At 49.3% G+C, this 1755-nt stretch carries 1 protein-coding gene; it reads right to left on the bottom strand.

Annotation, left to right across the window (positions count from 1 at the left end; translation table 11 throughout):
- On the bottom strand, positions 1–1755 hold a 1755-nt coding region (locus tag BMZ78_RS18330), incomplete at both ends, for a type I polyketide synthase (protein ID WP_139203375.1).

Raw genomic sequence — 1755 nt, 5'->3', positions numbered from 1 at the left:
GTAGGCGGAATCTGCCTGTGCTTCATGGCCAGCAGAATCTTGATCAATCCCGCAACTCCTGCTGCTGCCGCCGCATGTCCGATATTGGTCTTGATTGATCCGATCGCACAGTATCCTTTTTTGTCCGTATAGTGGCGGAAGGCCCGGGTCAATGCCCCATATTCTATCGGGTCCCCCAGCTTTGTCCCCGTTCCGTGGGCTTCCACCATCTGGATCTGCTCTGGATGGATGCCGAAAGTGTCATATACATGGCGCTCCAGACGTTCCTGGGAAATGGCGCTGGGCGCTGTAATCCCATTGGTTGTACCGTCCTGATTGATGCCTGATCCCCGAATGATGCCATAGATGTGGTCCCCATCGGCAATCGCATCCCGGAGGCGCTTGAGTACCACGACTCCCACACCTTCACCGGGAACAAAACCGTCTGCCCGATCATCAAAGGTATAGCAATGTCCGGTTGGAGAGAGCATTCCTGCTCGACCAGCATTTTCATAGAACTTGGGAGTTGTTTGGATACATACCCCGCCGGCCAATGCCATTTCCGTTTCATTCGACCACAAGCTCTGGCAGGCAAGATGAATGGCCACCAAAGAACTGGAGCAGGCTGTATCCACCGCTACTGCGGGTCCTTGCAGATTCAGATAATAGGCGATTCGGGCGGGAATCACGGAGCCGGCATTGCCCCAAAACGCTTGTGGAGGAACCTGATCCCCAAACAGAGATTCATAATCTGATCCACCCCATCCTACATAAACGCCACACAGGCGCCCATCCATTCCTGATCCGGCATACCCTGCATCCTCCAGCGCCTTCCAGGCTTCCTCCAGAAAGATGCGCTGCTGCGGGTCCATATACGTGGCTTCCAGACCGGAGATATTGAAAAAGAGAGGGTCAAATTGATCAATATGTTCCAGCAGGCTTCCATATTTGCAAGAGATATTTTTGCCGGATAGATCCCATCTGGTAACCTCTTCCACAAGCTCCGTGCCATTAGCCAGGTATTTCCACAATTCATGAATGGAATTCGCTTTTCCAAAACGACCACTCATCCCGATAATCGCAATGGAATCTTGTTGCATGAACGTTTTGATCTGCACGGTCTCTTTCTCATAAACCCGTTCGGCTGATCGTTCAACTTGGATTGCATCTTTCCCCTGATCTTTTTGCCTTCTTTGGATTCCGCCATCATGAGTGAGATTCTGCTCCGTTGCATATCCTGTATGATTCACTTCTTCCCAAGCGTCCTTTTGATCCTCTACAGGAGGTAGATTTTTCTTCAACAAAGAGATCAGGGCAGGTTTATACGCTTGCGTGATATGACGAACCAGTTGATTTACATTGTTGTAGTCGAACAATACAGTCGTTTGAAGCGTTATGTTGCATTGTTTGTTGATCAGCTTGATTACATTTACGGACAAAATCGAATCCAAACCGTATTCCGAAAAACTCCGGTCATCCTGAATGAACGTTTCTTCCATTTTTAAAGCTGCCGCTATATTTTCTCGAATGACTGTTCTTACGTAGTCCTCGATCATTTGATCTGTCACACCGACATCTCCTCTTTGCCTTTTGTTTGTTTTCTGCTGGGAGACAGGTTGAGCAGGCAGGGACACACTCTCGCTAACGGACTGCTTTTCCGGTTCAAACCTGGATGGGAGTGGTTGTTTTTGCCGTACAACGCCATCACTTTGGGCAACAATGATTTGATTCCCCAATTCACACGCTTCCGGTACAGGGAAGAAGATGGAGCGGAAC

Source organism: Thermoflavimicrobium dichotomicum, assembly GCF_900114055.1.
GTDB lineage: Bacteria > Bacillota > Bacilli > Thermoactinomycetales > Thermoactinomycetaceae > Thermoflavimicrobium > Thermoflavimicrobium dichotomicum.
Note: the sequence above shows the minus strand (reverse complement) of the source record. Positions and strands in the feature narration are given on the sequence as shown.